This window comes from Microcoleus sp. B3-A4 (assembly GCF_036705385.1).
Classification (GTDB): Bacteria; Cyanobacteriota; Cyanobacteriia; order Cyanobacteriales; family Microcoleaceae; genus Microcoleus.
Map to the genome: position 1 here is coordinate 51,414 of NZ_JAUBUI010000013.1, position 24,143 is coordinate 75,556.

At 46.7% G+C, this 24,143-nt stretch carries 15 protein-coding genes and 1 pseudogene; 8 read left to right on the forward strand and 8 right to left on the reverse strand.

Features of this window, described 5'->3' with window-relative positions:
• Nucleotides 1-1,444 (forward strand): tetratricopeptide repeat protein (locus QUB33_RS08685; RefSeq protein ID WP_333349469.1); only part of this gene is annotated, 1,444 nt, incomplete at its 5' end.
• 156 nt (nucleotides 1,445-1,600) lie between these two features.
• Nucleotides 1,601-2,194: pseudogene (locus QUB33_RS08690) on the forward strand (Uma2 family endonuclease).
• 7 nt (nucleotides 2,195-2,201) lie between these two features.
• On the opposite strand, the gene ruvC reads toward QUB33_RS08690, so the two are convergent.
• Nucleotides 2,202-2,735, reverse strand: coding sequence for a crossover junction endodeoxyribonuclease RuvC (ruvC, locus tag QUB33_RS08695; RefSeq protein WP_333349472.1), 534 nt, complete (start codon nucleotides 2,733-2,735; stop codon nucleotides 2,202-2,204).
• A 90-nt stretch (nucleotides 2,736-2,825) separates the two neighbouring features.
• Entirely contained in the window at nucleotides 2,826-3,941 is a 1,116-nt protein-coding gene (bchI, locus tag QUB33_RS08700) for a magnesium chelatase ATPase subunit I (RefSeq protein WP_333349475.1), read from the reverse strand.
• 229 nt (nucleotides 3,942-4,170) lie between these two features.
• Between bchI and QUB33_RS08705 the strand changes: the two genes are divergently transcribed.
• The gene (locus QUB33_RS08705; RefSeq protein WP_333349476.1) at nucleotides 4,171-5,442 is read left to right on the forward strand and encodes an ATP-binding protein; all 1,272 of its coding nucleotides are present in this window, start codon (nucleotides 4,171-4,173) and stop codon (nucleotides 5,440-5,442) included.
• On the forward strand, nucleotides 5,435-6,424 hold the full coding sequence (locus tag QUB33_RS08710; protein WP_333349478.1) for an RloB family protein: 990 nt from the start codon (nucleotides 5,435-5,437) through the stop codon (nucleotides 6,422-6,424). The genes QUB33_RS08705 and QUB33_RS08710 overlap by 8 nt, the downstream gene beginning before the upstream one ends.
• A 123-nt stretch (nucleotides 6,425-6,547) precedes the next feature.
• On the opposite strand, the gene QUB33_RS08715 is transcribed toward QUB33_RS08710, so the two are convergent.
• Nucleotides 6,548-9,070 (reverse strand): EAL domain-containing protein, encoded by a 2,523-nt coding sequence (locus QUB33_RS08715; protein WP_333349480.1) that lies wholly within the window; start codon nucleotides 9,068-9,070, stop codon nucleotides 6,548-6,550.
• Between the two features lie 304 nt (nucleotides 9,071-9,374).
• Between QUB33_RS08715 and dapB the strand changes: the two genes are divergently transcribed.
• Nucleotides 9,375-10,202, forward strand: a complete 828-nt coding sequence (gene dapB, locus QUB33_RS08720) for a 4-hydroxy-tetrahydrodipicolinate reductase (RefSeq protein ID WP_333349482.1) — start codon at nucleotides 9,375-9,377, stop codon at nucleotides 10,200-10,202.
• 182 nt (nucleotides 10,203-10,384) lie between these two features.
• Nucleotides 10,385-11,095 carry a phosphate ABC transporter permease gene (locus QUB33_RS08725; protein ID WP_333349484.1) on the forward strand — a complete coding sequence of 237 codons (711 nt, stop codon included), beginning with the start codon at nucleotides 10,385-10,387 and terminating at the stop codon, nucleotides 11,093-11,095.
• Nucleotides 11,096-11,228: 133 nt separating this feature from the next.
• Here the strand turns inward: QUB33_RS08725 and QUB33_RS08730 are convergent, their stop codons facing one another.
• From QUB33_RS08730 to QUB33_RS08750, 5 genes are all read right to left on the reverse strand, one after another.
• Complete coding sequence (locus tag QUB33_RS08730; RefSeq protein WP_333349487.1) at nucleotides 11,229-11,696, reverse strand: GNAT family N-acetyltransferase; 468 nt, start codon at nucleotides 11,694-11,696, stop codon at nucleotides 11,229-11,231.
• 290 nt (nucleotides 11,697-11,986) lie between these two features.
• Nucleotides 11,987-12,610 carry a precorrin-8X methylmutase gene (locus tag QUB33_RS08735; protein WP_333216667.1) on the reverse strand — a complete coding sequence of 208 codons (624 nt, stop codon included), beginning with the start codon at nucleotides 12,608-12,610 and terminating at the stop codon, nucleotides 11,987-11,989.
• Between the two features lie 100 nt (nucleotides 12,611-12,710).
• Nucleotides 12,711-13,517: a TPM domain-containing protein gene (locus tag QUB33_RS08740; RefSeq protein ID WP_333216669.1), complete on the reverse strand. Its 807-nt coding sequence runs from the start codon at nucleotides 13,515-13,517 to the stop codon at nucleotides 12,711-12,713.
• A 284-nt stretch (nucleotides 13,518-13,801) separates the two neighbouring features.
• Entirely contained in the window at nucleotides 13,802-19,273 is a 5,472-nt protein-coding gene (locus tag QUB33_RS08745) for a WD40 domain-containing protein (protein ID WP_333349489.1), read from the reverse strand.
• A gap of 683 nt (nucleotides 19,274-19,956) precedes the next feature.
• The gene (locus QUB33_RS08750; RefSeq protein WP_333349491.1) at nucleotides 19,957-21,288 is read right to left on the reverse strand and encodes a P-loop NTPase fold protein; all 1,332 of its coding nucleotides are present in this window, start codon (nucleotides 21,286-21,288) and stop codon (nucleotides 19,957-19,959) included.
• Between the two features lie 336 nt (nucleotides 21,289-21,624).
• Between QUB33_RS08750 and QUB33_RS08755 the strand changes: the two genes are divergently transcribed.
• The gene (locus QUB33_RS08755) at nucleotides 21,625-22,527 is read left to right on the forward strand and encodes an FtsQ-type POTRA domain-containing protein (RefSeq protein ID WP_333349493.1); all 903 of its coding nucleotides are present in this window, start codon (nucleotides 21,625-21,627) and stop codon (nucleotides 22,525-22,527) included.
• Nucleotides 22,528-22,833: 306 nt separating this feature from the next.
• Entirely contained in the window at nucleotides 22,834-24,108 is a 1,275-nt protein-coding gene (gene ftsZ / locus QUB33_RS08760) for a cell division protein FtsZ (protein WP_333349496.1), read from the forward strand.
• Nucleotides 24,109-24,143: the final 35 nt, after the last annotated feature.

Sequence of the window (24,143 nt, forward strand, 5' to 3'; positions counted from 1 at the left end):
TTTAGGCAGGCTTGAAGAAGCGATCGCCTCCTACGACAAAGCCTTAGAAATCAAACCAGATGATCACGAAGCCTGGTACATTCGGGGCGTTGCACTGGATGATTTAGGCAGGCTTGAAGAAGCGATCGCCTCCTACGACAAAGCCTTAGAAATCAAACCAGATGATCACGAAGCCTGGTCCTATCGGGGCCTTGCACTGGGTAAATTAGGCAGGCGAGAAGAAGCGATCGCCTCCTACGACAAAGCCTTAGAAATCAAACCAGATGATCACGAAGCCTGGTACATTCGGGGCCTTGTAATGGATGATTTAGGCAGGCGAGAAGAAGCGATCGCCTCCTTCGACAAAGCCTTAGAAATCAAACCAGATTATCACGAAGCCTGGTTCTATCGGGGCCTTGCACTGGATAATTTAGGCAGATTTGAAGAAGCGATCGCCTCCTTCGACAAAGCCTTAGAAATCAAACCAGATTATCACGAAGCCTGGTCCTATCGGGGCCTTGCACTGGATAATTTAGGCAGATTTGAAGAAGCGATAGCCTCCTACGACAAAGCCTTAGAAATCAAACCAGATGATCACGAAGCCTGGTACATTCGGGGCTATGCACTGGGTAATTTAGGCAGGATTGAAGAAGCGATAGCCTCCTACGACAAAGCCTTAGAAATCAAACCAGATTATCACGAAGCCTGGTACAATCGGGGCAATGCACTGGATAATTTAGGCAGATTTGAAGAAGCGATCGCCTCCTGGGACCAAGCCTTAGAATTCAAACCAGATGATCACGAAGCCTGGTACAATCGGGGCCTTGCATTGGATAATTTAGGCAGATTTGAAGAAGCGATCGCCTCCTGGGACCAAGCCTTAGAATTCAAACCAGATGATCACGAAGCCTGGTACAATCGGGGCCTTGCACTGCGTAAGTTAGGCAGGCTTGAAGAAGCGATCGCCTCCTACGACAAAGCCTTAGAATTCAAACCAGATGATCACGAAGCCTGGAACATTCGGGGCCTTGCACTGGGTAATTTAGGCAGGATTGAAGAAGCAATCGCCTCCTACGACAAAGCCTTAGAATTCAAACCAGATTTACACGAAGCCTGGAACATTCGGGGCAATGCACTGCGTAAGTTAGGCAGGCTAGAAGAAGCGATCGCCTCCTTCGACAAAGCCTTAGAAATCAAACCAGATGATCACGAAGCCTGGTTCAATCGGGGCAATGCACTGCGTAAGTTAGGCAGGCGAGAAGAAGCGATCGCCTCCTGGGACAAAGCCTTAGAATTCAAACCAGATGATCACGAAGCCTGGTACAATCGGGGCAATGCACTGTATAATTTAGGCAGGATTGAAGAAGCGATCGCCTCCTACGACAAAGCCTTAAAATTTAAACCAGATTTTCACTTGGCATCGAAAAACCGGACAATAGCACTTAAAAAATTAGGAATTGTATAAGGATTAATTTTTCATTAAAACAAAGATTCTCAATAAAATGGCGCTAAAATAGATTAATCGGCGATTGGAATCAGGGCAACGGATTGCCCCTACCGCACAAACTTTCGTCCGCGCAACGCAAGACTGAAGAGAGGAGAAGAGAAGAGAAATAATAAAATGACAACCATTATTTTAAACTTAGATACTGTCGAACTAACAGACGAACAGTTTTACCGTTTATGTCAGATGAATCGAGATTGGCAATTTTAACTGACTGCTAAAGGAGAAATTATCATTATGTCACCAGTAGGCGGAGTCAGCGGCAATCGAGAAGCCGATTTAATTACTGATTTGGGCTTGTGGAACCGTCAAACTCAGCTAGGAAGAGTGTTTAGTTCTTCAACAATTTTTCGATTGCTCCATAATGGCGATCGATCTCCAGACGCCGCTTGGGTTAGCTTAGAAAGATGGTCGGCTTTAACAACAGAAGAACAAGAGAAATTTCCGCCAATTTGTCCTGATTTTGCCATTGAATTGCGTGAAGCGAAGCTATCCCGTAGGGAATCGCGCCCAGACCCGCTGCGGCCGCTTCAGGAGAAAATGCAGGAGTATCTAAACAGCGGTTTGCGCTTGGGTTGGCTGATTAATCCTCTAGACGAACAAGTGGAGATTTATCGCCCTTCTCGCGAAGTAGAGATTGTACAATTTCCTGTAAGTTTATCGGGAGAAAATGTCTTGCCCGGATTTGTGCTTAATTTGCCGATGATTTGATATTGTATCAAATTTTTCCTGTTTCCAACTCTATTTTCTTCGGACAAATATCATCATCGTACCAACCAGTCAAAGCCACAGCCAAAGCATCCGCCGCATCGTCGGGTTTCGGAATATAAGCCAACTCTAACTCCCGCGCCACCGCCTCTTGCACTTCAGATTTATCCGCATTACCGCGCCCGGTCAAAGCTTGCTTAATTTGAGCCGGCGTAAACTCGAATAACGGCACTCCACGCTGCGCCAATACTAGCGTCAAAACGCCCCGCGCTTGCGCTACAAGTATGGTATTTCCCATCTTGTAAAAAAACAGTTTTTCGGCAATTGCTACATCAGGTTTAATCTGTTCAATTACCTCGTGCAAATCATCGTAAATTGTTTTCAACCGTTGTCCCATTTCCTGTTTGGGCGTTGTTTGTATGACGCCGCAATCAATCATGGAAACAAAGTTTTCATCTTGCTTGCCGGGGACAATTTGACAGCAAATTGCCCCATAGCCGAGATTTGCTAAACCGGGATCTAATCCTAAAATTCGTTTTTCCATTGCCCGAATTAGTAATTGGAAATGGGGAAGGAGGCATTAAAAATTTGGGAAATGTTTTCTCACCCCCCATTACCAATTACCAATTATTAATTACCCCTCAGTTGTTTCTAGTCCGAATACCCGATCGAACACTTTAGTCACTTTATACCCCGAATCTATTGATTCTAGCGGGTCTTTCCGCAACCGGTGGCGCAAACACAGAGTCATAACCCGGCGAATATCGTCCACAGTCACCTCTGTGCGGCATTCCAAAGCCGTGAAAGCTTTCGCAGCCCGATTCGTCACCAAATCGCCCCGCAGCCCGTCTACGTCCAATTCCGCGCAAACTTGGGAGATTTTTACGCGCAACTCTCGATCGATAGTTACCGATTTCAATCTTTCCTGGGCTTCCACCAACTTCTGCTGCATTTCATCTTGTTCGCGCTGGTATTTCGCGAGAAACTCCGGCGGATTTTGGTCAAAACTCGATCGCTGTTCGACAATTTCCACTCTTAAATTCGGGTCTTTCACAGTCCGAATTTCTGCGTGCATCCCGAATCTGTCGAGCAACTGCGGTCGCAATTCTCCTTCTTCTGGATTCCCGGAACCGATTAGAATAAACTTAGCCGGGTGGCGGATCGAAATGCCTTCTCTTTCAACAGTATTCCAACCGCTGGCGGCGGAGTCGAGCAAAACATCGACTAAATGATCGTCGAGCAAATTGACTTCATCAACGTAAAGAATGCCGCGGTTAGCTTTAGCTAAAAGACCGGGTTCAAAAGCTTTAACTCCTTCCGACAAAGCTTTCTCGATGTCGATCGTACCGCAAACTCGGTCTTCGGTAGCGCCCAAGGGTAAATCTACCATTTGAACTTTTTTGCGGGCGATTTTAATGTCAGTTTGAGATAAAGTGCGATCGCGCACCTCGTCACTCATCAAATCCGGATCGGTGGGATGACTGTTAAAAGGATCGTCAGCCACCACCTCAATTTCCGGCAGCAAATCAGTGAGGGCCCGGATTGTGGTAGATTTGCCAGTACCTCGATCGCCCATAATCATCACCCCGCCAATTTTGGGATCGATGACATTCAACAGCAGCGCCAGTTTCATCTCCTCCTGGCCAACAATTGCAGTGAAGGGAAAAACAGCGCGACGGGCTGGGGTAGCGGTAACGGTTGGTAGAGCGCCCGCATTTAGGGTATTGCTGACTTCGGCAGTAGGACTCACAGGATAACTCAAAATATAATAATTGCTTGTTTATTGTGACATATAGGTGGACAACAGTCACTCAAAGGTAGGCGATCGTCATTTTGAGTAGCCTCGTCGGTTTACAAAAAATCATACACCTCTATAATATCTTGTAACGTCCGTCAAGAGTTATAATTATGAGGTTTTCTCTATCTATTTTATCGGCATATATTGGCTAAGTCTATCGCATTAAAAGTTGAGTTACTTTATGTTAATTGAATTTTCCGTCAGTAACTTTAGGTCAATTAAAGAAGAGCAAACCTTCAGCATGATTGCCGACTCTTCCACCAGGAAGAATGACAATACTTTTGTGCCAATCGAAGGTAATAAACTGCGCTTGGTTAACTCTGCGGCGATCTATGGAGCAAATGCTTCTGGCAAGTCAAATATTCTCAAGGCTTTGAATACGCTGCTCTCCTATATTCACACTCTCACTATTGATGTGGATGACAATATTCCTTATTACGAACCATTCGAGTTAGAGAAGTCGTGCTTAAGCCAGCCTTCAAGCTTCAAGCTTAGTTTTATTATTGAAGAAATTATGTATGAGTATCAAATTGCTTTTGACAGTCGAGAAGTTCATCACGAACAGCTAGATTATTATCCAAATAAAAGACAAGCTAACTTATTTATTCGTACCAAAAATGAGGTCAAACGTGGTGATTATTTTCAAGACAAGCGAAGGTTTTCCACCAAAGCCTTAACTAAATATCCTTATTTATCAAAAGTGGCTCGTGAAGAACACGAACAAATGCAAAAAATTTATGAATACTTAAAAGTATATGCTTTTTTTGCAGCCAACGATACTGACATGAGGAGTTCTTTAGTACGTCATGTTAATCAAGAATTGCAAAAAGATGAAAAGCTAAAAAGAAAGTTAGATAAACTCATCAGAATAGCCGATACTCATATCGAAAACATTAATTTTGAAGAAAAAAATGTTGATTTTATATTTGATGATGGGGTGCCAGAGGAAATAAAAAAAATTATTATGAATGACAATAAGTATGAATTGTTTGCCGTCCATAAAACTTTTCGAGATGGGTTGTTAGAAGGTGAAGCTAACTTTCCTTTTTTCCAAAAAGAATCAATCGGAACTATTACACTTTACGGCCTTGGCGCTCTAATGTTATTGATATTAAATAAAGGTCATATTCTAGTTATTGATGAAATAGATAATAGTTTACATCCTAAACTGTGTAAGTTCTTAATTAAGTTATTTCACCATCCGTTAACTAATCCCCATAATGCCCAACTAATTTTTGCTAGCCATGAAACCACTCTACTAGATCGGGAATTATTGAGAAAAGATCAAATCTGGTTTACCGAAAAAAATAAATATGGTGAAACACAACTCTTTTCTGCCCAAGACTTTGAGAAAGTAAAAGGTGATGAACCTTTTGACCTATGGTATATGCAAGGTAAATTTGGTGGTCAACCTAATATTAAAGAAGTTGAATTTATTTTTGGCGATGAGTAGAGACAAAAAAAGAAAACTAAGACAGTTAAAGCAGTCCATCTACATAGTATGTGAAGGAACTAATACGGAACGAATTTACTTTGAGAAGATTGCTGAGCAACCTGATGTATTTGAAAAATATGCCATCAAAGTTTATCCAAGTGAAGAAGACCAAATAAAAGCCTCAAAAAAAGAAGGTGAATCTATTAAAACAGATGCGGTGAATCTGGTCAAAGAAGCCAAAAAAGAAATAAAAAATTATGACGAAGTTTGGGCAGTTTTTGATAAAGATGGTTATACCAAACATGAAAAAGCATTTGACGATGCACAGAAACACGGTATTAAGCTAGGGTTTTCAAGTATTGCTTTTGAACATTGGATTTTATTGCATTACGAACAGAATCGAACTGCTTTCCCTAAATCCCAGAATGTTATTGATTATTTGGAACAAGCAGGTTATTTTACAGGCTATTCTAAAAAAGCAGATATTTCCATTTATCCTACACTTAAAGACCGGACTCAAACAGCTATTGAAAATGCAGCATGGTTACGGATGGGGATGGCAAACAATCTAGCTGCTTGTGATGATAAAATCTATGAATTAAATCCTTATACCACTGTAGATAAGTTAGTAATCAAGCTTTTAGATTTTAATCCTGTCACCTACGGATATATTAAGGAAACGCTGAGAATTAGCGATTATAGTATCACAGTTAATGATGTTCAGCGCCACGGTGGAATAACTTTGAGTGTTTGTATTGTCAATCACGGAAAGAGTGGCTATTTAGTGAACAACCTCTGCGACCACTTTTATTTAAAAGATGAAGACCAAAATACATTTCCACTTGTCATTGATACTCCAATTAAAATTGAACCAAGTTCAACTCAAGATATTGCCTTAGAGTTTGAAATATCTTCCGCAACTGGCAAGTTAAGATTGCATTTTAGTCCTGAACCCAATGAAATACTAATTATTGCGCTTGACAATATAACTGAACTGTGAAAATAATTACGCACAAAAACCAAATAAACCGGATTTTGCAACCGGGATCTATGGTGTTGCACGATCGATTTTCGTTCATCAAAGCCGGTTTCTGCGACCAGGACTATGTGAAACAAACAGGATTTACCACTGCGGCTCGGAAGCCATCAAAGCAGTCGCAGCCTCGCTCGGTAACGGCTTAGCAAAAAAATAACCCTGACCGTATTCGCAGCCGATCGCCCTCAACCTAGTTAATTGTGCCGCCGTCTCCACACCCTCAGCAATCACATCCATACCCAAAGCGTGAGCCAGCGCCACAATCGTCCGCACGATCGCCACATTCTCCCCCTCGCTTTCAATCTCCATTCGCCCCACAAACGACTTATCAACCTTCAAAGTATCCGTAGGAAACCGACTCAAATAACTCAACGACGAGTAACCAGTGCCAAAATCATCAATTCCCAACTTGACATTTAACGCTTTCATCTGCTTCAAAACTGCGATCGCCGACTCCACATCATCCATCACCACACTCTCAGTAATCTCCAACTTCAAACTCTCGGCACTCAAACCCGTTGTTTCCAAAATCACCTGAATGCGATCGACCAAATCCGGCTGAGCAAACTGCTTCCCAGACAAATTTACACTCATAATCAAAGGTCGATCGAAATCAAACATTCGCTCCCAAATCCGCAACTGCCGGCAAGCCTCCTCCAGCACCCACTCACCCAGCGGCACAATAGCCCCCGTTTCCTCCGCCACCGGAATAAACTTCATCGGCGGAATCAAACCCCGCTGCGGGTGTTGCCAGCGTACCAAAGCCTCAAAGCCAATAATCCTCCCGCTTGCCAAAGATACAAACGGCTGGTAGTGCAGCAAAAATTCCCGACGCTTCAGGGCCATCCGCAAATCCGTCTCCAACTGCAACCTCTCCACCGCCAAAGCGTGCATCGAAGCATTAAACACTTGATACCTTCCCGTTCCCAAAGCCTTCGCCCGGTACATCGCCGTGTGCGCGTCCCGCAGCAAGTGTTCCGGCTGTTCCCTGACATCAGCAGCGGGTTCGCCCCCGATGGCAATCCCGATACTCGCCGTCACAAACACCTCCTGCCCCTTCAACTCAAAAGGTACAATTAAAGCTTGGTGAATACGAGTCGCCAAATCCACCGCACTAGCAACATCAACATTCCTCACCAAAATCGCAAAATCGTCACCCCCCACCCGCGCCACAGTATCGGCGCGACCAATACTTGTCCTCAACCGCAGCACCACCGACATCAGCAGTTCGTCCCCCGCCAAATGACCCAAAGAATCATTAATTACCTTAAACCTGTCTAAATCCAGAAACAGCACCGCAAACAGATGGCTGTGGCGACCCTTACTATTGACGATCGCCCGCCCCAGGAAATTCACGAACAAATCCCGGTTGGGCAAACCCGTCAGAGAATCGTGAAAAGCATCGTAAAGCTTCCTGTAAGCGCTGACGCCCCCACCAGTCACCACCAAACCCAAAGCCGGCGACACCAGCGGCACCCACCCGCCCCCAGTAAAAATCCCAAAACTAATCCCCAACAAACCCATCAAAGCCACACCCCCAACAAATCCCGCCCTCGCAGGGTGCTGAATCCGCCAAGCCACCACCCCGCCAATCATCGCCCAAGCACAGTTCCACAAAATTTCCGCCCATTCCGGCCACACCCAAAACAGCGATCGTCCATCCAAAACCGCACTCAATATTTGGCTGAGCATTTGCGCGTGCAGCAACACCCCCGGCATTTTCGGACTTTGCTTTTTAACCGGGCTGTAGGGCGTCAAAAACAAATCTCTGGTACTCGGTGCCGTCGTCCCGATCAGCACAATCTTGTCTTTGACCCAACTCGGGTCAAATTCCCCCTTCAATACCTGCCGGATACTGACTTGTCGGGCTACCTGCTTGCCAGACCGGTATTTGAGCAGAATTTGGTAGCCTTTGGCGTCGAGATTTGCATAGCCGCCGCTGTTAGAAGTTAAAGGCACAAATTCTGCCTTTCCCCAGTTGATTTGGTGGGGACGAACAGGGCTATTTTTCTGCTGTACTCTGTCTTTGAGATACAGCAAAGCCACTTGCACAGAAAACGAGAAAGCAGTTTTCTTGTCTACTTGCGAGACGGAGAGCAAATTGCGACGCACAACGCCGTCAGCATCGAGCACGAAGTCGTTAAAACCAACTCGATCGCGCGGTATTCCCGGGGGCGCAGGCACTCCCGGACTATCTAAATCGCTCAATTTGTAGATCGCCACGATATTTGGTGCTTTCAGCCCGGCCAGCAATTCTTGGTGTCCCGGCGCTTGAGGCAAATCCCGGTACAAGTCCAAACCGATGACTTTTGGCTGGTACTTTTGCAGTTTTGTCAACGTTTGAGCGATCGCACCATCGGAAATCGGAAATCTCCCCAAAGCTTGAATATCGGCCTCAGAAATTGCCACTACCAGCAGCCGCGGATCGGGGCCGGAATCTGGCTGCAAGCGCACTAACGAGTCAAAACTCCCCAATTCCCAGCTTTGCAAGCCTCCCAACTGCCGAACTCCCATATTCAGCAGCGTTACAGTCGCGCCCGCAAGCATTGCAGGCAAAATCCTGACCCGTCGATTTTGAGAACTCCGGTCGAAGCCACTTGCGACAGACATTACATATCGAAGATTTCGAGAGAATTGGGCAGTCACAGCAAAAATATATCAGTGCAAATTCGCTTCGCCCAAGTCGGTTCTTACAGAATTGAGCTTATTATGAGATTAAATGTAATTTTTTCAGAACTTGTGCCAAAACCGAGTTTATTTAAGCTAATTACTCGATTTTGCAAAGTATTTCTGGGATGGGAAACCGGGTTTCTCAAGATTTACCGACAAGTCTTGTCTTTAATTCCCGCGTTTCCCCAAATTTCCACAAGCGTTAAAATTTAGTCGATCGAAATTTCAGGATATTTTTGAGATTATGACGAATCAACTTCCGATTCCGGTGATTGTTAACGGTGCAGCAGGCAAGATGGGCCGCGAAGTAATCAAGGCGATCGCCCATGCTAGTGACATGACCTTATTTGGGGCTGTAGACCGCTCTCCTGAGTGCCTCAACGCCGATGCCGGCGAATTAGCCGGATGCGGCCCGTTAGAAGTTCCCATCACTGACGACTTGCAAGGAATGCTGGTATTAGCAGCTCAGGAAAAGCAGTTAGGCGTGATGGTAGATTTTACGCACCCTTCGTCTGTTTATGAAAACGTGCGATCGGCCATAGCTTACGGAATCCGCCCCGTAGTCGGCACTACCGGATTGAGCAGCAAGCAAATTGAAAAATTAGCTGAATTTGCTGATAAAGCCAGCATCGGCTGTTTGATTATACCCAATTTCTCGATCGGCATGGTTTTGCTCCAACAAGCCGCCGTCACGGCATCTCAGTATTTTGAACACGTAGAAATTATCGAGCTGCACCACAATCAAAAAGCCGACGCCCCCAGCGGTACGGCAATTCAAACTGCCCAAATGTTAGCAGAAATGGGAAAAACTTTCAATCTGCCAGAAGTTGAGGAAACCGAAAAATTAGCCGGTGCTCGGGGTTCAGTGGCCGATGAAGGGATTCGCATTCACAGCATCCGTTTACCCGGTTTAATTGCCCACCAAGAGGTAATTTTTGGCGGCGCCGGTCAAGTTTATACTTTACGACACGATACGAGCGATCGCGCTTGTTATATGCCAGGAGTCTTGCTGTCTATACGCAAAGTCCTTGAATTGCGATCGCTCGTTTACGGCCTGGAAAAAATCTTGTAGTCATTAATCATTAGTCATTAGTCATTAGTAAGGTGGAATTAATCTAACTTCTAACTTTTGACTTCTAACTTGTGATTTTTGACTTCAACATCAATCCGTTAAATCTGTTAAATCCCTTAATCTAATCCGCTTCCGAACAGACAGCCGTTGCATCCCGTACATTGCTCGTTGCCGAACTTCCTATGCTAATTCCCTTAACCCGTGAAACATTTCAAGAACTAATTCCCGCCGTTGCCACGGGAGCGCAATACAAATATATCTGGGGAAAACCGCCCGATTTTTTGAGGCGAATGTTAATCTCTGCAGTCACCGTAGTTTTCCTCCTGGTAGTTTACAACTTCGTCGGTTCCGATGTGGGGCCGCTAGTTTTAATCACCGGATTGATAGCTGGTTTGTACTGGCTGTGGGGACCGATTTTGTGGGCAAGTTTGCGGAATGCAGAATGCCGCAAATATCAATACTGCGGTTTTTGGCAAGGACGAGTTTTGGATATATATATTACAGATGAAATCACCAGTCAAGAAGAAACAGTCAATCAAAAAGGACAACTCGTAATAGTTGACAACCTAGAACCGCGCATCAACTTAGAAGTTGGCGACAAAACCGGATTTACTACTACACTTCGAGCTCCATTGCGGAAAGATCACCAAGGAATTGCCCCCGGCCAAGCTGCTTTAATGTTAATTATGTCAAATCAAGAAGATTTAGGCAGAATTGCCAAAGTTTCAGATATTTATATTCCCAGCCGTGACGTGTGGGTGAGCGACTATCCTTATTTACGCAGAGATTTGTTTGTCGAGGTGAGCCAGCAAATTAAAAAAGGCAGAAAAAAAGACCGCGATCGCACTAATCAAAGCAGAGATGTAAAAAGGCGATCGTCCGCTGATTATTAAGATGAATAGTAGCGACAAATTTAAGAGCTATCGCAAGTTAAACCCGGGCAAAAACTTAATTTCTGGAGATGTCTAATAATAGTTAAGAGTCATTGCGAAATTTTCAAGAAATACACCAATTTCGAGAAGTAGATCAAGCGAGCTTTTTTGTCATAAACACGCTATTCGGGTCATCAATGTATTCAGCGAAGGGGCCTCGGTACTTGAACCCATACCGTATATACAAGGCTCGTGCCGGGGCGAACTCAGGCAAAGCCCCTGTTTCCAAATTCAGGCAATCGTAAGCACGCCCTTCGGCTTCTTTTATGATGTGTTCAAGAATCTTCCCGGCGATACCTTTACGGCGGTGAGCCTTGGCGGTACGCATTGATTTGACTTCACCACTTCTTGAATCTAGTTCTTTCAGTGCTCCGCATCCGAGTAATTCATCACCCTCCCAAGCCGTCCAGAAAGTAATATCGGGCGATCGCAATGCTTCTAAATCAAGAGCATGAATGCTTTCAGGTGGTGTAATCTCATTCATATTTTCGAGATGTTCGCACAGAAAGTCAGCAATCTTTCTACCTCTGAGGTCATCTTCGCGAATTTGCAATCGACTCATTTCCTAAATTTGCTAGAGAATTCTACTCTATCAAGACTTACGAACTCCGACAAAGAAACCGGGTTTTTTACCGAATCTCTGGCTGCAACCCGTGTATTTTCGTCCATCAAACCCGGTTTCTGGACTCTCATGCGTCCAGGACTATCTATGATGGTTCACAGAATCCCGCGTTATAAAAAGTAACTTAATTTGTTCACAAAATTCCGAAAAAACCTATTGTGAAAGTAGAGGGTGCTGAAAGCGGGATCTAAAATCTAAAATCCCATGACTCATGACAATTAACTTATCGATCAACTGTTCCCCTCTTGGCCGTAAGCTTGCCAAGCCAAATCCACCAGCCCGTTAACAATAGCCACAGCTACCACCGCAGAGCCCTTGCGGCCCTCAATCCGAATGTGAGGAATCATCGAATCGTGCAGCCGCGACTTAGCCACGTCCACCCCTACAAACCCAGAAGGAGTCCCAATCACCAAAGCCGGCCGAATTTCCTCAGATTCAATCAAATCTACGATCGCCGACAAAGAAGTTTGAGCCTGGCCCACCACAAAAATCCCTTCAGGATAGCGTCTTGCCAAAGTTTCAATCCCCCAAGCCGCCCGCGTCCTTTCCTTTTGGGGGCGCGTCAAAGCCTCCATCGAACAGTAAACCGGATTCGCAAAGGTATTTTGAATTAGGGGCGTAATGCCCACCTGCACCATCGGCACATCTACCACGATCGTAGTCCGAGCAGCCAAAGCCGCCGCCCCAGCCTGCAAAGCCTGATCGGAAAAACTAATTAAAGACTTGTACTCAAAATCAGCAGTCGCATAAATCACGCGGCGGACTATTTCGTACTCCGCCGCTGAAAAACCGTGGTCGCCAATTTCGTTATCGATTAATCCCAGACTCTGGGCATCGCTTACGTGCCATTCCATTTGTTGGATAGCTGTCGCCTGTGAGTTGTCAGGTATCAGCTTACCAGCTTTTAGTCATTCGTTGACTGTTGAGTAAAATCTGACAACTGCCAACTGACGACTAAGTTTCCGACGACGAAGAAGATTTGCCCAACACCGGAGTCAGGAATGCCACCAAAGCTCCGATCGCAAAACCGGACACATTCCGAACCACAGGCAACCAGTCAGAAGTCCGAGTCACCACCGGCCCCAGTCCGAAAGCAAAAAACAGAATGCCCCACAGCGGCGAAAAAATCAGCGCCCACTGCCAAGCCACAACCTGTCCAGGCTTCCGAGGCTGAGCGGCAAACCCGCAGATGACCCCGCCAACCACCGACGTAATTAACGTCAGAACCCACTGTTCCCTCGGCAAACCGGGAACCACGCGGCATCCGCCCTGACGCAAACAGCCTTCTATCGACTCCAAAGATTCAATAATCGCTCGATCTTCGCCATTGTCCCGCACAAAAAATTGATTACCGTAGCGGGTTTGCAGTTCCACCCAAAAAGTGCGCGGCAGCAGCGGATACAGCGAGTCGCCCACATTAAAATTGAGCAAATTGCCCCCTCGGGGGTCAGCAACTAATAACACACTCTTGTCATCTAGCCCCCAATAGCTTTTGACAGCCAAACCGGGCGTGCGATCGTACTGAGTCAGCACTCGCAGTTTCCAGCCGGTTTCGGCTTCAAAGGCTTTTAAATTTTTTGCCAAACTTTGTTCTTCAATATCCGTAAGGGCTTTAGCTAAGTCAATGATCGGCGTCTGAGTTGACGGCAATAAATCGGGATTATTGAAAGCGTGGGCTACTGGTGCGATCGCCCACACGGACAAAGCCAGACAAAATGCGGCAACAGAGGCTAGAAATTTTCGCGGGAAAAGCTGTGACATAGGAACTTATAATCCGGGTCTTAATTGTGAATGCTAGCTGGCGGTCTTAACCAGAGGATAAGAGAAAACTCATATTTCTTTACAATTATTTACTTTACAGGAAGCCGAGACCAAGGGGAAGAGGAAAATAGTTTTGAGTTTTGATACCACACCCGGGCTTTTTAGCCGCTTGATTCTTGAGTCCCTCTCAGTTAAGACTTAGTTTGACTTTATGCGGCGCTTAAAACCGCTGCATAGAGTCAAGGGGATTTCTAGGGGGGACACTGAAACAATTACCCATTACCCTAAAATTGAGATTTTGCCCCAACCCCCTCACAGAGACGCCGATCGCGATCGCTCACATTAGGATTAGTTCTCAGATAATCTCCCACCCAGTCACAGCCCCTCACCAGCAAATCGTCAAGATCTAAATTCCACAAAATCACCCGATTATCCTTGCTCGCAGAAGCCAGAACCTTCCCATCCGGGCTAAAACTCACGCTCATCACGCTATCCTTGTGACCCGTCAAAGTTTTCAGCAAAGTCCCGCTGCGACTCCACAACTTCACCTTATGGTCATAACTGCCCGAAGCAACCAACAAACCATCCGGGCTAAAACCCACGCTAGTCACGCTGTCGCTAGAACCCTTCAGCAGCGTCGCCACCAAAGTCCCGTCTACCTTCCACAATTTCACCGAATTGTCGTAACCAGCCGAAGCCAGCATTTTGCCATCAGGGCTAAAAGCAACCCCCAACACAAAACTGTTGTGAGCTCCTTCAAAAGTTCTTAGCAAACGACCATCGCGATTCCAGAGTTTGAGAGTACCATCATCGCTTGCAGAAGCCAGCATCGAGCCGTCGGGACTGAAAGTCACCCCAGTCACCCAGCCTGTGTGTCCCGTCAAAGTCTTAATCAGCCTGCCGTTTCTAGTCCAGAGTTTCACAGTCTTATCCTTGCTCCCCGAAGCCAGAACCTCGCTGTTGGGGCTAAAACTCACGCTCATCACGCTGTCGGCGTGGCCGTCGAGAGTGAACAGCACAGAAGGCGAACACGGGAATAGCGGAGCCGAAGGACAAGGGAGAATATTATTCATGCCATCTTCTGTCAAACTCCAGACTTTCACCGTTTTGTCGTAACTCCCAGAAGCAAGTAGCTGGCCGTCGGGGCTGAAACTGACGCTGGCGACTCTCTGAGTGTGTCCTTCCAAGGTTTCTAGCAAAACTCCCGTGCGACTCCAGAGTTTGATAGTTTTGTCCGTGGAAGCAGAAGCCAGCCTTTGGCCGTCGGGGCTGAAAGTAACGCCTTGCACCCGGTTTTGGTGTCCGTCGAGAGTTTTGAGCGGCACGTCATCGAGCCGCCACAGCCTGACAGTTTTGTCAAAACTTGCCGAAGCTAGGGTTTTGCCTTCCGGGCTAAAACTTACCTGAGTAACTCGATCGGCGTGTCCCTCAAAAGTTCTCAGTAAGCGACTCTCTGGTTTAATGTTGCTAGCATCGGTTGGGCGTTTGTCGCCAACACCAGCAAGACTCCAGAGTTTGACAGTCCCGTCTGCACTTCCAGAAGCAAGTGTTTGACCGTCGGGGGAGAAACTGACACCAAATACCCACTTGCTGTGTCCCCGCAAAGTTGTTAGCAGTTCACCTTTTTTTGCTTGTGTTGAATTTTCTGTTGGTGGGTGTTTGAGTGCAGCGATGCTCCAGATTTTCACTGTTTTATCTTCACCCGCACTGGCGATCGTTTCACCATCGGGGGAGAAACTGACGGTGTAAATTTTCGAGGGTTGTCTGTTTTCGCTGTGCCACAAATTAGCGATTAACCTGCCGTCAGAACTCCACAGTTTCACAGTACCGTCATGGCTCGCCACAGCAATTATTTTGCCGTCGCGGCTGAAGCTTAGCCAATTTACGGGAGCAAATTGTTCGATCGTTCTCAGCAGCGTGCCGTCGGTTTTCCAAAGTTTTATAGTTTTATCTGTAGAGCCACTGGCGATCGTTTGACCGTCAGGGCTAAAAGCAACGCTGGTAACGCTATTAGTATGCCCGTTGAAAGTTGCCAGCAAACTGCCGTCTGTTTGCCAAATTTTGACAGTTTTATCTAAACTTGCCGAGGCTATGGTTTTGTTGTCGGGACTGAACGCCACACAGGAGACGCTGTTAGTATGGTCTTTGAAAGTTGCCAGCAAACTGCCGTCGCGCCGCCAAAGTTTGACTGTTTTATCTACACTGGAAGAAGCTATTGTTTCGCCGTCTGGACTGAAACTAAGACCCCAAACTACATCGCCGTGTCCTTCCAAGCGGTTGCGTTCTTTGACTCCATAAACTGCCTGCTGGAGGGCGGCAGAAATCAGAATTTCAGTGTCTTTGAGAGTATACATTTGTTGGGAGTTTTCGATCTGTTTCCACTTTTTACCAGCTCTCAAGCTTTCCATCATGGCGTCAAATTTGTTGTTAGAGAAATACAGTGCTTCTGAAGCTGCTGTCAGGGTACTGATTTCGGCTCGCTGAGTTTGAGCGACAGCTAGCTGTTTTTGACCCACAGCCCGCCACCAAAAGTTGACGGCGGCGATGGTGGAACTGGTTAGCAGCATGACGCCGATCACTGCTAATCCCAGCAGTTGTTTGAGAAAAGTATTGGCTTGGTAGAGCTGTGCTTGACTCATTTTTTTGTCTGCTTCTGCTTTGTGCAGTCTGGCTTCTAAGCCGAATCTTTGGCGGATCGGCCGCACTAAATAGTCGTGTACCAATTGATAGCGGTCTTCGGGCGCTTCCCGTAGCAGAAATAGCAAACCGTGACCGACTAAAATGTCTAAAATTAAGTCGAGGTTGTCGGTTTTCTTTTGTCGGATTTCTGGGTCTTTTGCGAACTGTCGCTGTAGGGAAATTCTGTTTCTGCCGATCGCCGATAATTCGGTTTCGCGGGCATCGGCTGGCTGCGGGCCTGTAACTAACGAGAGTTCGTGTTTGGTTTTTATCAGGCGAACGCCTCTTTCATCTGTCAGGGAAAACAAGATTTTCCAAGCTGCGTCTTCGTTAACCAGACCACAGTCAGAGATGACTCTTTCGAGCGATCGTTTCACTAATTCCGCTTTGGGATTGTCCCCCAGTTGCTGGTATTGTGCTAGACTGGTAATACCTTCTTCTTGCAGTTGGGCTCCTACTACCTGCAATTCGATCGGTCGCACTTCTTGAAGTTCGTCTGCTAAATCTTCTACGAAGGCATCGATCAGTGCCGGTTCTAAATAAAATTCCGCCCGTTCTGTTAAGTGTCCGATGACAGCCCGCGCGTCTTTGATAGAAAAACTCCGCAGTTGGTAGCGGATACTTTTGTCGAGAATATTATTGTTAATAGCGTCAAGATTTGGGAAGCGATCGCAATCTAGTAAGTAGTGCAAATAATCTTCGCGCAAGCACAGAATTATCTTGACATAAGGCAAATTCAAAAACAAGCCCAAAAAATTATAAAAAAGTTGTCTTTGTTCCACTGAAGTCGAAACAAAGAAAAACTCTTCAAATTGATCGAAAATCAGCACAGTTAACAAATTATTTGTGGCATTTTCGCGCAACTGATCTATAATAAAAGAAGAGACTTCCGAGCTGCGAGCAGGAATAACCGAGCAACTTTTTTTGTGGATTCCGTGTAGTCCTTTCGAGATTAATTTACTTTCCTCTTCGGCTTGTTTGTCGTACAGTGCGCTGTTCAAAGCATTTTCTAACTCCACCAGCCAGTCGGTGTAAACTTTGACTACTACGGGCAAGGTATCGCGCGCGCCCGGAGTAATGTTTTTCAAAGCTGGTACTAAGCCGGCATTGACTAGAGAACTTTTCCCGACCCCGCTGGGCCCGTGAATAATAGTTAATTTATGGTCGTCCCTGCTAATTCTTTCTAGCAAGCTATTGATATCTGTTTGGCGCGAGTAAGCTGTCATGGACGCTGCGATGGCAGCTTGGTTTTGAGCTGAGGGGCCTGAAGGATTGACGGCTTGGCGCTGCTGCTGCAATTGGCTGGCTCCGATAAAAGCTCTAAATCCGTATTGATATTCGATCGAACGCTGGGTTTTTTTAATCCGAAACGCTTTAAGATACTCTCCCTGCTCGAAATAAACCGCTTGCAGTTCCGTCAAAATATCGATGTAAAGTCGGGGGTCGTACTTCGGCTCGCTTTGAGATTGAGCCAATTCCAAGGAATGAACCGCCGCTTCCCACTGCCCTAACTGTCGCAAACTTCGCGCTAAAAGTAAAAGATACGAACTCCTGTCGGATTTAGGATGTTGGATTTTAGATTTGGGTTCGTTGCTTAACTCGTTAGGGCCCACAAATTCTGGATAATTTCCCTCAAACCCCAATCTCAAATCTTCAATCAGCAATCTCAAATCATTAGGCGTTTGATCCAAAATCGCCAAAGCCAACTCGGCTAGCTGGCGGGCTTGACTCCACCTCGACTGTTGCAGGGCAACTTCAGCCAAAAAGCCGTAATCTTGAGCTAGTTGGCTGGGAGTACCGTAAGTGAAGTGCAACTGCAAAGAATTTTCAGCTAATGCTTGCAACTCTCCCCAAGCTTTCAAGCGCTGCAGCACTTCTCCGAGGTGTGCTGTCACCTCAGCTACCAATTCCGGGCGTGAGGCAAGGGAGAAAGCGTTTCTAGATTGTTCCAGGCTAATCCAAGCTTGTTCCCAATGCTGGCGGTTGGCTACCGGGTTTCTGGCTGCTTGCAAGCGGTGACACAAGGCTATGTGAAACAGCACTATGCCTTCTCTCTCTAAAAATAAAATTTTGGGGACAGGATTCGACAAAGAGGAGAAGGTTTGTGGGTTTCCGGAATGTTCCAAGTCTGCCAGTTCCCAGTTGCCCGTTTTCTGCTGCCAAAATACTAAACTTTCTTGGTAGTGAATTAAGGCTGTTTCGGTTTGGTCGCTGACATAGTAATCTCGACCGAGAACGAATTGCAGGCTGGCTTTGAGGGCGGGCTCTAATTCTTCACCGCGATTTTGTAAATCTCTTAAAGCTAATTCTAGTTCTCGGCGTGGCAAAGAGCCGATCGCCAAATCGAAGGTATTGCCCGGACTCAATGGCGAATACGAGTGGATATCTGATTGTCGTCGGTTTTGGAGCCCTGAGTTAAAAGTTAGAAAGCGTTCTCCAGAGCTGATTTCGCGCTCCAGGCCGCGTTTTTCGCACGGGGTTTCGCAGGTGTCACAATTAGCTATGGTGCTGACGTTGCTGCTGGCGAGTTCTTGATTGACTTCGCCTATTTTAAATATAGTATCGGCCCGCCTAGCGAGGAAATTAATTAATTCGTCAACGCCCATTTCAAATTTAATTGTGGCGGCGGCCCAACTTTTGAAATCCGGGGCCAGACGAATCATTTTGGTCACGATGTCATCTGTTACCCACAAAATCACCGGGCAGGAAAAATTTTTGCGAAATTCGTCTCGCACTTGATTGGTAGAAGCCATCAGTTCGTCGATCGCTACTACTGTTTCTAAACCGAATACCATCAAAGCCGAGGCGGCACCGACAGGCGAGTACCCCTCCTGGAAAGTGCTTGCCTGCAGAGTAGTGTAAAGGGTTTTGACTGAAGCTGGCAGGACGAGATCTTGAATTGGAACTGGGGACACTTCTCGCAGCCGCTGCGCTATTTGCTGCCGCAACTGCTCGTAGTTGCAGCGCACCAAAATCAGCGAGAATTGCTGTTGAGACATTGTAATGGATCTGACCAGAGTTTTGAGCGATCGCTCGTTGTAGTTGGCAGTTTCTTGTACCTTAATTAGATCGGTCATGCGTGCACCTCTTTTGCATAAATCAATTACCTAACGCTCACCAATCGTGACTAAAAGCGTATCTACTTAGAGATAACCGTCTCTGTTTGATGCTTTATCTCTGTAGAAACACGTAGTTTTCCTCACTTCTCCTTTTAATACTTACATAGTTATTAGATCCAATGTAAAGATATCATACCGCTCAATCTCAGAGAATGCTAGACTTCCCCGTCAAATTTTCAGCCCCGCTAAGATTTTCTTATTCCGCTCTATATAAATGACTACAGAGCGTAAATAGCCAACCCCTAAATTTAAGATAATACCGACGACTAGCTATTAGTAAACAACTGCGATATATCTGTAGCAGGCATTTAACACACCAGCAAAAAAAATTGTCGTCCGGGATGGGATGATTTGAAATTAACAGCAACAGGTAAAAACAGACATAGGGGGTCTGGCATTGCAGATATGAGAGTTGAGAGTGGGGAACATCCTTGGTGGCGACAAAGTTTTAGGCGACAATAACATTCACCGCATATAGCCAGCATTCAACAGAAATCAGCCAGCGGCAAAAACCGCTGACTGATTTTTGTATTGGATTGTTGGAGTGCGGAGTTTTGAGCGGTGAATTTTAAGTTAAATAGTTTCTATCTCCCTCATGGGTAAGGGTTATTAGAGTCGGGAAGCAATCTCAAAAATCCCAACTATTTTGCCTCAATGCCCTGCCGCCACTCCTTATATTTTCTGGTTTCTGCTAGGGCTGGATTGATGCCAAACCAGCGACCTTCTTGATCGCGGTATTCAAAGACAAACATACTTCGCAACAAGATTTGAGACTCTTCTTCGCCGGTTACACTTTGTCGGGTGACGACTTGAAACAGCAATTCCCATTCCATGTCATTGATGGCTCCCAAAAGGTCATCGCGATATTCTTGAATGACGCTTTCGAGGCATTCGCGAGAGAAGGGAGGGTCTTCGTGCTGCAAACAGCTATACAAAAGCATCAGTAGATTGCGAACGTGACCGCCACTAATCCGGCAAAGCCGATCTAAAGTTTCGGGAGAGTCAAACACCTGGGAAATCAAATCAATGCGTTGATGGGGAGCAACTGCGGGGAAAGCTCTGGCTAATACTAACTGCCGCAGCAGTGCCATTCCTTCAATGTGGTCGTCCCCCGATCGCATTTGCACCGGTACCATCGGCATCACCTTGGGCTTGACTCCAAATCGACTGGCGAGGCGGCCGAAGTCGTTGGAAAAAATCAAAGTCAGGGGAATCGTGTAGACGACATGGCAATTGAGTTTTTTCAACTGTTCGCCGCGGTCTAAAAACAGATATTCTGGCTGGGTGCGTCCGCTGGGTTTGAGGGAGGCATCGAGGCGATCGAGGTTGTCAACGATGACTGCGAGCCCTTTTTTCCCTTGCTGCTTGAGTTCGGCGTTAGCTTTGTTTAGGAGTTCTTCGTTGATCGACTGCAAAATGCTGTTGGTGCGGGGTTCGAGATATTGCCTGAGTTGCGATCGTAGTTTGGGAGAGTCTTTAGTTTTAGCAGTAACTCTAGCAATGCCTACAGATAACTCGGCTTCCGCTGACAAATCTATGGGAGTCTGCAAAAATTCTGCCACTTCTGCAAACAGATTGGTAAAATAGCTCGGTCTGAGTTTGATTTTAGCGGATTCCATAGTTTCGCTGACTTGGCGCGCAATGCTCAGCAAAATATCGCTGATGTCTACATCACCCATGTCTAAGTCTTGGGAAGACTCGAAGTAGACGACGCAAAAACCCTCTTGCTCTAACTCAGCTTTTAGTCGAAACAATTCTGTAGATTTGCCACAGCCGATATGTCCTGTAAATAGCTGACAGGTTGGCTCGTTGGGGGAGATGCGGGTAATGGTTCGCTGTAAAGATTCAATGATTTTGCCGCCACGCACGGAACCAAAATCAATGTAGTATTGATAATCCCCTGGGTCTCCCGCAACAAGGGTCTTGCTCGGGTTGCAGGCTTTATAGAATCTGTCTAATTCGAGTGCGATCACAATAGAAGCCGAATAAAAGTTAAAAAAGTTAATCGAAAGTCTAAACTTTCTTTGCCTGAGTTTAGTTTGATTTGTAACCTTTTGCACTGTGGGGTAATGCCCTAAATACCCAAAGAACCTGGAGCTGGTAAGGGGTTTTCCCGGCGCTGGAATTGGGAATTCTTAATTAATTTTTTTTAATTACCTACCGGGCTCAGTGATATTACTGATATTGACCGGAGTCTGGGTAAATTTGCGGGGATCTGGTTAAATGGTAGGGGAAAACAGGGTTCAAGAGAGAGATTAAACAGTTTGGAATTTGTGCTAATCCTTAATTACTATATTGTCAAGACGTAGATGGCTAGTTTTGGAGCGGTTTCTCAAACAGAGTTAGGGCGCAGGCGCCAAAAGTTGCGACAGCAGAGGCGCGCTCGGTTGGCGGCTGTTGTGTGGCAAATGCTGGCAGCAAGCGCCATGGCTGGAGGTTTGCTGTGGTGGATTGCTCAGCCGGCTTGGTTAATTGCCCGATCGGAACAAGTGAAGGTGGAGGGCAATCAGTGGCTGTCGGATAAGGCGGTGCGGTCTTTGGTGCCGCTGTCTTACCCGCAGTCGCTGTGGGGAATTCAACCGCAGGCCCTGGCCCAAAAGCTGGAGTCCACGGGGCCGATCGCCAAAGCGAAGGTGACTCGTAACTTGTTTCCCCCGAGTTTGACTGTAGAAGTGGCAGAACGCCTGCCGGTGGCGGTGGCGCAGCCGACTGCGGTGTTGAAATCGAACAGTGAGAAGGAAAAAGTGGGGTGGCTGGACGCTCGCGGAGGTTGGATGCCGTCGGATAGTTATACTGCTGTACGATCGCAGAATAGTTCGATCGGGCCCGGCAGCATTCCGGGAACGCAGCCTCAGCGTTCTTTGCCCACTTTAAAAGTCATCGGGCCTTTGGAACAGTATCGCGCCTATTGGCCGAAGTTTTACCAAGGACTCAGCGGCTTGACGGTGAAAGTGTTTGAGATTAATTGGCAAAACCCGAACAACTTGATCTTGAAAACAGAGATCGGTACCGTACACTTAGGGCCCTACAGTTCCAAGACTGCGGAGCAACTTAAGGTTTTAGACCGAATGCGACAATTGTCAAAACAGCTAGATTCAAGCAAAATAGCCTACATTGACTTGAAAAATCCTGCTTCGCCGATCGTCCATTTGCCAGAACCCCCCCCCAGTTTGGAGAGTTCCACTCCCGCACCCACTCGCGCCCAGAATTGATTCTCTGTCAACAGAAGGTAGAAGGTATCGATCAATAGGCCGGGCTTGCAATCAGCACAGTTTTTGGATAGCGCCCCGCGTCTGGGGCTAGTATCGATTTTTTTTCCTTCTGCCTTGCTTACAACTGCCTTAATCCGGTCAAGTACCTGGATGGCGTCAAGCGAGGTCTGGGCTAGCGAGGTCGGCCAAATCCGAGATTGCTAACATTAAGCATCGACCAGTGTTAGTTTTTCGCGCAACTTAGCCTATAGTTGATTGTGAATTGGCGTTTAGTTAACAAGCTGTAATCTACTATCCCCGACTCTAATGAAGCTTAATAATAGACAGGGGTCTGACCAAGACAGTCCCCCTTCGGAAGAAGTAAAAAATTTTCCGGTGGCTGCAGATTCCGCCAATCCCTTTAGACGCAAGTCTGGTTATGTAAATGTAGATAGTATTGATATCGATCCTATGGTCAATCCCAAAGACATAATGCCCAGCAGCGCTGCCAAAATCAAAGTAATTGGCGTCGGCGGTGGTGGGGGCAACGCCGTTAACCGGATGATTGCTAGCGAGGTTTCTGGTGTCGAGTTTTGGTGCGTGAATACGGATTCCCAAGCTCTGGTTCTCTCAAATGCTCCGAAACGCTTGCAAGTCGGACAGAAGTTGACGCGCGGTTTGGGGGCGGGGGGAAATCCGGCGATCGGTCAAAAGGCTGCGGAGGAATCTCGCGACGAGGTTGCTAATGCTTTGAATCACGCGGATTTGGTGTTTATCACGGCCGGCATGGGCGGCGGTACGGGCACGGGCGCGGCTCCGATCGTGGCTGAGGTCGCTAAGGAAATGGGCGCCTTGACTGTGGGCATAGTGACGCGGCCTTTTACGTTTGAGGGACGGCGGCGCACCAGCCAAGCTGAGGAAGGGATTGCGGCTTTGCAAACCCGCGTGGATACGCTGATCGTAATTCCTAACGACAAGTTGCTGTCTGTGATTTCGGAACAAATGCCAGTACAAGAGGCTTTTCGAGTTGCTGATGATATCCTGCGTCAAGGGGTTCAGGGTATTTCTGACATTATTACTATTCCCGGTTTAGTGAATGTTGACTTTGCTGACGTGCGGGCAGTAATGGCGGATGCGGGTTCGGCTTTGATGGGCATCGGCGTGGGTTCTGGGAAGTCGCGGGCTAGGGAGGCTGCGATGCAGGCTATTTCTTCGCCTCTGCTGGAAGCTTCGTCTATTGAGGGCGCTAGAGGTGTGGTGTTTAACATCACTGGCGGTACTGACATGACGCTGCACGAGGTGAATGCGGCGGCTGAGACGATTTACGAGGTTGTCGATCCGAATGCCAATATTATTTTTGGAGCGGTGATTGACGAGCGGCTTCAGGGCGAAATTAAGATTACTGTGATCGCTACTGGTTTTTCGGGAGAAGTTCCCCCGCCTCCGACTCCGGGGCGGACGCAAAATGTTAATGCTCCTTGGCGAGCTGCAACTGGGCCGACGACTCCTGCTCAACAAACGTCTGATCCGACAACGAAACCGCCGCAGGATTTGGGATTAGATATTCCTGAGTTTTTGCGTAACCGTCGCCCGCCAAGATAAATGTGGATTTGGGATTTTGGATGGCAGATTAAATC

Excerpts from the sequence above, each read along its gene's own strand:
- ruvC (WP_333349472.1), bottom strand. The coding sequence starts at position 2,735 with ATGGAAAAACGAATTTTAGGATTAGATCCCGGTTTAGCAAATCTCGGC.
- QUB33_RS08705 (WP_333349476.1), top strand. The coding sequence starts at position 4,171 with ATGTTAATTGAATTTTCCGTCAGTAACTTTAGGTCAATTAAAGAAGAG.
- QUB33_RS08710 (WP_333349478.1), top strand. The coding sequence starts at position 5,435 with ATGAGTAGAGACAAAAAAAGAAAACTAAGACAGTTAAAGCAGTCCATC.
- QUB33_RS08715 (WP_333349480.1), bottom strand. The coding sequence starts at position 9,070 with ATGTCTGTCGCAAGTGGCTTCGACCGGAGTTCTCAAAATCGACGGGTC.
- dapB (WP_333349482.1), top strand. The coding sequence starts at position 9,375 with ATGACGAATCAACTTCCGATTCCGGTGATTGTTAACGGTGCAGCAGGC.
- QUB33_RS08725 (WP_333349484.1), top strand. The coding sequence starts at position 10,385 with ATGCTAATTCCCTTAACCCGTGAAACATTTCAAGAACTAATTCCCGCC.
- QUB33_RS08730 (WP_333349487.1), bottom strand. The coding sequence starts at position 11,696 with ATGAGTCGATTGCAAATTCGCGAAGATGACCTCAGAGGTAGAAAGATT.
- QUB33_RS08735 (WP_333216667.1), bottom strand. The coding sequence starts at position 12,610 with ATGGAATGGCACGTAAGCGATGCCCAGAGTCTGGGATTAATCGATAAC.
- QUB33_RS08740 (WP_333216669.1), bottom strand. The coding sequence starts at position 13,517 with ATGTCACAGCTTTTCCCGCGAAAATTTCTAGCCTCTGTTGCCGCATTT.
- QUB33_RS08745 (WP_333349489.1), bottom strand. The coding sequence starts at position 19,273 with ATGACCGATCTAATTAAGGTACAAGAAACTGCCAACTACAACGAGCGA.
- QUB33_RS08755 (WP_333349493.1), top strand. The coding sequence starts at position 21,625 with ATGGCTAGTTTTGGAGCGGTTTCTCAAACAGAGTTAGGGCGCAGGCGC.
- ftsZ (WP_333349496.1), top strand. The coding sequence starts at position 22,834 with ATGAAGCTTAATAATAGACAGGGGTCTGACCAAGACAGTCCCCCTTCG.